At 54.9% G+C, this 7,344-nt stretch carries 6 protein-coding genes and 1 pseudogene; 3 read left to right on the forward strand and 4 right to left on the reverse strand.

Features of this window, described 5'->3' with window-relative positions; translation table 11 throughout:
• Window positions 1-4: 4 nt before the first annotated feature.
• Window positions 5-1,633 (forward strand): GMC family oxidoreductase, encoded by a 1,629-nt coding sequence (locus VRY85_RS01900; RefSeq protein WP_414596898.1) that lies wholly within the window; start codon window positions 5-7, stop codon window positions 1,631-1,633.
• A 35-nt stretch (window positions 1,634-1,668) separates the two neighbouring features.
• Here the strand turns inward: VRY85_RS01900 and VRY85_RS01905 are convergent, their stop codons facing one another.
• The 3 genes and pseudogenes from VRY85_RS01905 to VRY85_RS01915 form a co-directional block, all read right to left on the reverse strand.
• Window positions 1,669-2,424, reverse strand: coding sequence for a type IV toxin-antitoxin system AbiEi family antitoxin domain-containing protein (locus VRY85_RS01905; protein WP_414596899.1), 756 nt, complete (start codon window positions 2,422-2,424; stop codon window positions 1,669-1,671).
• Window positions 2,425-3,094: 670 nt separating this feature from the next.
• A pseudogene (locus VRY85_RS01910) lies at window positions 3,095-3,205 on the reverse strand (transposase); the annotation flags it as partial.
• Window positions 3,206-3,733: 528 nt separating this feature from the next.
• Complete coding sequence (locus VRY85_RS01915) at window positions 3,734-3,982, reverse strand: hypothetical protein (protein ID WP_414596900.1); 249 nt, start codon at window positions 3,980-3,982, stop codon at window positions 3,734-3,736.
• 113 nt (window positions 3,983-4,095) lie between these two features.
• Here VRY85_RS01915 and trkA point away from each other — a divergent pair, with 113 nt between their 5' ends.
• Window positions 4,096-5,481, forward strand: a complete 1,386-nt coding sequence (gene trkA / locus VRY85_RS01920) for a Trk system potassium transporter TrkA (protein WP_414596901.1) — start codon at window positions 4,096-4,098, stop codon at window positions 5,479-5,481.
• 100 nt (window positions 5,482-5,581) lie between these two features.
• Window positions 5,582-6,979, forward strand: a complete 1,398-nt coding sequence (locus VRY85_RS01925; protein ID WP_414596920.1) for a TrkH family potassium uptake protein — start codon at window positions 5,582-5,584, stop codon at window positions 6,977-6,979.
• Between the two features lie 170 nt (window positions 6,980-7,149).
• Here the strand turns inward: VRY85_RS01925 and VRY85_RS01930 are convergent.
• On the reverse strand, window positions 7,150-7,344 hold a 195-nt coding region (locus tag VRY85_RS01930; protein WP_414596902.1), incomplete at its 5' end, for a hypothetical protein.

Genomic DNA, 7,344 nt, shown 5'->3' on the forward strand with positions numbered 1-7,344 from the left:
TGTCATGTCCTCAACCATTGCTACTGAAGTCGTCGTTATCGGGTCGGGCGTAGCTGGAGCCCTCATCGCATCCCGGCTGGCCAGTGCCGGTGTGCGTGTTGTCGTTTTAGAAGCGGGCGGCGAAGTGGACCGCGCTACAGCCGTTCAGACCTTCCATCAGGCGTTGGTTAAGGTTCCCGAATGTGCCTATCCGCCAGTTCCCGAAGCAATGCATCCGGTCACTGACCGGTTGACGCAATGGTATCGCCAATCCGGTCCAGAACAATTCAAGAGTACTTACCTCAAGGTATTGGGCGGCACAACCTGGCATTGGCTGGGGTCGTGTCCGAGACTGCTCCCGTCTGATTTTCGGCTTAGGACGCAGTTTGGCCGCGGCGTGGACTGGCCAATTTCCTACGACACCCTGGAACCCTATTATCTCCAAGCGGAAAGTGAGCTTGGCGTCGCGGGCGACTCCGAGGAACCGCTGGGTTCGCCGCGCGGTGGTCCTTATCCCATGCCTCGCATCCCGCCTACCTGGCTGGACAAGGTCGTCGCACGGGCGCTAGAAGGCAGCCGATTCGAAGTCCGCTCCACGCCGCAAGCCCGTAATTCCGTCTTCCGTGACCAGCGTATTGCCTGCTGCGGCAGTTCCAGTTGTATTCCCGTCTGTCCGGTCCAGGCAAAGTACGACGCCACCGTTCACCTGAAACGGGCCGTCGCTGCCGGCGTCTCGGTGCTGACTCGCTCGCCCGCGGTGCGCCTGGAGTTGTCGCCGGAAGGCGAGATTGCCGCCGTGCGCTACCGGCGTTGGGATCAAACCGAAGGTGTCATACAGGCCAAAATTTTCGTGGTCGCCTGCAATGCGATCGAGACGCCGCGCTTATTGCTTGCCTCACGCTCCGCAACACTGCCTGATGGCATCGCCAATCGCTCGGATCAGGTCGGCCGCAACCTCATGGACCACCCTATACAGCTATCGTGGGCGTTGACGGACGTACCGGTATACCCCTACCGGGGGCCGGGCTCCACATCTGGTATCGAAAATCTGCGCGATGGCGAATTCCGTAAAACACACAGCGCGGTACGTATAGAAATCGGCAATGACGGGTGGTCGTGGCCGACTGGGGCGCCGATTTCCACCGCAACCGATTTGGCCAAACAAGGCTTGCGGGGTAAAGAGATGGCTGACGCGTTGGCGGCAATGACATCCCATCACATTCGTCTGGCTTCGCTCACTGAACAGGAGCCCGACCCTGAAAACCGCATAAGCCTGGACCCGCACGAACACGATATGTATGGTGTGCCCTTACCGAATATCCGGTATCGACTCAGCGATTATGTTACCGAGGGAATGGCATGGGCTCGGAAGCTCCACAACGAAATTTTCCAAAAGTTGAACGCAACGCAAATCAGTCACGCGCCCGAGTTCTTCGGTGCGGGCCATATTCTGGGGACAACCCGTATGGGTACGGATCCCGAAAGGTCTGTGGTGGATCCGCAGCTGCGCAGCCACGACCACTTTAATCTGTTTATCGCTGGTGGTAGCGTCTTTCCTACCGTTGGAACGGCAAACCCGACCTTGACCATTGCTGCACTAAGCTTACGCGCAGCGGAAGCTATCCAGCAGCAACTGGCTGAAATGCCGGAGTAACGGCCAGCAGCAGGCGGACAGTGTCCGCGTAAGTTTTATCCATGAGGTTTCAGGCTCAGTAAACTGCCATCGGGAAGCCGGCTCATCCAGCGTTTGTTGCTACCCGTGTGTATCGAGTAGCGTGTTAGCAAATCATCGACATCCACCACTCCTGTCTCTCGCGCCCAGGTAAGGAAAAGACGAACGGTTTTGATGCTGGTGCAGCACGCCAGCAGCTGGCCGAGCAGTTCCTTGCGAGGTGAGCGCAGGCCGTCAAAAAGATTGCGTGCTTCTTCCAGGCTTTGTTTGGTTCCGGCGTCGTACAGCATTTCCAGTACGGCGCGTTCGGCGACAGCTACACAGAGGTGATCCGGTAAACCGGGAGGGGTTCCCAATGTTTTGGTGGGCAAGCTGTTGTCCGGCCAGTTGAATAGGCTTGCATAGACATACCGGGCCGGAAAACGCGACGTGAACCAGGTGGGCAGGGTATAACGGGTGTCGCCCCACAGCACCAGCGTGTCGCGGCCCAGATTGTGCCTGATACCGTGCAGCGTCAGCGCGCTTTTCCCCCCGACATGTAGTCCCTTTACGTGTCGCTGAAGAAACAGCAATGCGCCATAGACATCAAAGTCGTCATTGGGGAAGGCGTAGACGCCTTGAGCCAGACGCACGAGCCACCCGTTCTTGGCATAGTCGGCAGCCAGTTTGGGAGACACACCGAGTTCCCCCAGGGTGCTGAGGTCAAACGGTGCCCCGCGCGGGAGGTCAGATTGCACACGTTTGATTAGATTGTGTCGTGAATTTCCTGTCATGAGTTAAAGTTAACACGAAATTCAATCGTTGTGTGTGTGAGAATGACAGGTGTACCTTTTTTGAGAAGATCTGGATTATGCGCGTTTTGATTGGATGTCGGTGTGTTTTTAACGCTTAGCGTTAAAAGTGATTCCGAATCTAATCGATTCCCCCGGTAGGCACGGCATACACACTGTACACGGAGCTGTGAGCGGCACACCCGGAAATAAAAAAATCAGCTGCGACGGGTTACCCCTGTCTAGTGAATGCCCGTCCCTCGTTTATGGAGTACAGCCCCGGGTTGCACCAAGCAATAGAAAAAGCCCCTGATCTCTAATGAAATCAAGGGCTTAGAATCCTTGGTGGCCTGGGGCGGAATCTAATTGGCGCTGCGAAAGGCCCGTATTCGTTCACATCTCACCGCATACTTGAACTAGAGGGTACAACGTGGGGTACAAGTGCAAAAAAGCAACAAAACCAGTCCGTGGTTCGATTCCTTTGAATTTGGTAGTTGCCGGCGCCGACCAGAATAGCAGCGTGTGTCATTTCGGGTCTGAGAATGCTCACGGTATAACCCTCCGTCCGGAATTTGTAGTCGTTCTGCGGACAGAGGTATGAATTATTTGACCGGCAAACAGGATCAGGTCTAACTGATAAGTGCTTTGTTGCGTTGACCGGTTGAATACACACACTCACTCCCAACCGCTCAGCAACATCGGTCACTCTGTGCCCACGCTCAGTCACCTGGCGAACGGCTTCGATCTTGAATTCTTCGGTAAATCGCTTCGGTTGTGCGCTCATGCTCATGACACCTCCAGATATCCTCATTATGAGGCAAATGGGTGTCTAGGGTAGCCGGGCCGATTCAGAACATTACGTTAATGCCCCGGCCCTGGGATATCTTTCCCGATATGGTTGCCGTTCAGACTCCCGTTTTATGGCATGAAGGGCTTCCTGCGTCGGCACCGGCCATATCCCTCATGCTCGCCTCCCTTGCCTGGAAGCATGTTGGGCATCAAGCGAGGCGGTGGCTGACCGTATATGCAGCAGCCGGTTGCGGATTGAGTGTCGTTTCAGGTGTGAATTGGCCCGTGGAAATTGCAGCCGGTGCGCTTGTCGGCTGGGTCGGTGCCAAAATCGGCGAATGGTATTTGGCTTTTACTCGGCGTGTCATCGCGCGTACGCTTTAAAAGTCTAGCGAATAAGTAGTAGTTGCTAGGCGGCTTAGCTACTACGGATAGCTGATGATCCTGGCTGTGCCTGGGCGCCGTCGCGTGACGGCACGACATCAGGCGCTCGCCGCTCGCCAGTGTTCCGAGCGCTAGGATGCTAGTCTGAGCTTGTCCACTTGGCGACGACATGGGCAGCTGGCATAACAGTGCTTTCTTGTTCGCCTCCACGTGTTGCAGGCGTCGGCTTGTGGTGCACGCAAATGACGGTCATGTAATGCACGTTATCGTTATAATGGGCGGCAATCCGGTCTCCCGGGGAGGGAAGCGCGACGAAGGTGTAATCGCCCCAGTCCTGCGAGGCATCATGTATTGATCCACGTTCGACAAGCAATTTGGCGGTGATCATGTGTGTTGCCCTCTCTGATGAGCTTGGAACCTCAAAAAAATGAACCCTATTATCGCGCGTATCTGTCTCGATCAGTGGGCTGATTTCTACAAAGACATATAAAACGAACTTCGATGAGAGTGATTGTTTGCGGCGCTGGTCAAGTGGGAACCACCATAGCGAAGCATCTCGCATCGGAAGGAATCAGCGTAACGGTCATCGATGTGGATTCACAGCTAATCCGTCGGATTGACGAAAGCTATGATGTGCGGGGTGTTGTGGGTCACGCGTCGTACCCCGCTACTCTGAAGAAAGCGGGTGCTCGAGACACCGACATGCTGATCGCGGTCACACGGTCAGATGAGGTGAACATGGTGGCTTGCCAGGTCGCGTATTCTCTGTTCGGAATCAAAAGACGGGTAGCTAGGATTCGCCACACCGGCTATCTGGGCCATGATATTTCCGGACTATATTCTGCGGATCACCTTCCCGTGGATATTATTATTTCACCGGAAATCGAGATCGCCGAGGGTATCGCGTGGCGCTTGCGCACGCCTGGCGCATTTGAGATGGTTCCCATGGCCGGGGGCCTAGTGGAGTTACTTGGAATACATGCTGATGCCAGGAATAGCGTCGTAATGGGAGAGCGCGTCGGCGATATTCGGCAAATGCGACAATTTGAAGGGGTGTCGATCATCGCCTGCGTACGGAAGGGCCGCAGTTTCGTTCCGGATGATCATGACAGGATAGAAATCGACGATGACGTTTACGCCATCGTTCGGGCGGACTGCGCAGACGAAGTTATGGCTGCGTTCGGTCATCGTGAGCGGGAGGCTAGAAATCTCGTTGTCGTCGGCGGGGGTAATGTCGGCCTGCATCTGGTGAAGAAAATACGGGAATCGTCGCGCAATGTGAACATCAAGATTATTGAGCAGAGTCTTGAGCGCGCGAGACTGATCTCCGACGAACTAGGGGCTGGGGTCATCGTATTGCACGGAGATGCTTTGGATCGTGACATGCTTGATGAGGCCCAAATCGGGCTTGCGGAGACCATTGTCGCCGTGACCAACGATGACGAAACGAATATCTTCGCGTCCGTTCTGGCGAAGCAAGCAGGCTGTAAGCGAGCAATTACTTTGATCAATAAACGTAATTACGAAGCGCTCACGCCTTCCCTAGGTATCGACGCCGTTGTCAGCCCCAGTGCAGTCACGATTTCCACGGTTTTAAGACATGTTCGTCGAGGATCAATCGCTGCGCTTCATACGCTTAAAGAAGATTTCGGAGAGGTTATTGAAGCCGAATTAACCTCCGAATCCAGGCTTGTACGTCGGCCAATTGGCGAATTGGGTCTGCCTCCCGGTATGAAAATCGGGGCGGTGGTTCGAGACGGGCAGGTGATTATTCCCCAGGCTACGACGCAACTGCTCGTTGGTGACCATATCGTGGCGCTCGTTACCTATAGTTATCTCCGGCTAGTAGAAGCTCTGTTGGGGACGCAGAGAGAACGAATTGGCTGAGCCGTATCGGCATCTACACTTTACGCATCGGGCTAAATCGACGCCTGGGATAAGGGCTGTACTTCATCTGGTTGGGCTTGTACTGTTGGCCACTTCCGTGATGATGCTGTTTCCAATGGCTGTCGATATCTACCACGGCAGCAATGAGTGGAGCGCATTTGCTGTGGCTGCAGTAGCGACCGCAGTGACTGGTGGGGCTCTGGCCCGTGGCACTAGGGGAGCTTTAAAGGCCGGGCTTACCATTCGTCAAGCTTTCACATTGACCCCGTTGAGCTGGTTCAGCGTTGCAGCTGCGAGTGCAGTTCCCTTCTATCTTGCAGAGTACGACGATGTCAGTGGGCATGTATCCAATGCAGTCTTTGAGGCCGTGTCGGGTATCACCACGACAGGGGCCACGGTGCTATCGGGTCTCGATTCCGCACCGCCTGGACTGCTTTTATGGCGAGCCCTTCTACAGTGGATGGGTGGGGTCGGCATTATTGCAACTGCCATTGCGATTCTTCCAGCCTTGGGAATTGGAGGGATGCAGTTATTTCGTACTGAATCTTCGGATCGCTCAGAAAAGGCGATGCCTCGTGTGAGGCAGATTGCTCTGACGCTTGGGTCTGTTTATTTGGGGTTGACGGTCCTGGCCGCATTGGTCTACTGGTTCGCAGGTATGCATGCCTTCGAGGCAATTGCGCATGCATTGACCTCGGTCGCCACGGGTGGGTACTCGACTTCCGATGCGTCATTTGGGAACTGGGAGAAAAACGGAATCCAATGGTTCGCAACGGCGTTCATGCTATCCGGAAGCATCCCGTTTGTTTTGTATGTGCGTTTTATCGCGGGGGAAAGCAAGGCTCTGTGGGATCGGCAAGTCAAAACGCTGCTCGGCGTTGTAGTCGTGCTGACGTTAGTGGTTGGCGTTTGGTTGATCATCTCGGGACAGTATGGTTTTGAGGCGGCCTTTCGGCACGCTGCTTTTAATATAGTGTCTGTGATTACAACCACGGGCTATGCGACAGCAGACTACTCACAGTGGGGCAACGCAGCAGTTGGACTTTTTTTCGCTCTTCTTTTTATTGGAGGTTGCACAGGTTCCACGTCAGGCGGTATAAAAATATTCAGATTCGAAGTAGTGGCTATCATGCTGAAGACCCACTTCATGCGCTTGCTTTACCCCAATGGGGTGTTTCCGCGCACCTACGGTAGTCGCATGCTGGATGATGACGTTGTGGGGTCCGTTGTGGCGTTTTTAACGGTTATCTTCTTGTCGTATGCGGTAGTGACGGTCATCCTCATGGGCTTTGGGCTTGATTTCCTTACTAGTGCCTCTGGCGCTGTAACTGCTCTATCCAATGTGGGGCCAGGGTTAGGAGACATTATTGGGCCGGCTGGCAATTTTTCGACGTTACCTGACGGGGCTAAGTGGGTCTTATCCCTGAGTATGCTTCTTGGCCGTCTTGAGCTATTCACCGTCTTGATTCTATTTGTTCCGAGGTTCTGGCGGGGGTAGCGCTGGACGCGCGATACGAAGCCTCTATGGATCGTCATTTTCCGGCCCAGCTACACATCAAGCCGTCTGCTTGTCATAGACCGTCGCGGACTTCCCATCCCTGATGTAAAAGACCGCGGCACTCTATGGCTGCCTTGCTTCAGGGGCTCAGGCCATCTCGTTCTCAATTCCTACGCCGACGACGGTGGGCCGTCTCCGACCCCTGCAGCCTGTGCTGCGCCAACTCTTCGGGTATTCGGTAAGCGTCCGCCCAACACACATTGACCAACGGCCGCGTTAGCGGCCGTCAGTGTTTTGGGCTTTGGGTTGGCTGCGTTGGCTACGCCGTTTCGGGCTGCCACCGATGCGGCAGCAGTTCCTCTATC

Source organism: Achromobacter sp. F4_2707, from assembly GCF_047501535.1.
Classification (GTDB): Bacteria; Pseudomonadota; Gammaproteobacteria; order Burkholderiales; family Burkholderiaceae_B; genus Yanghanlia.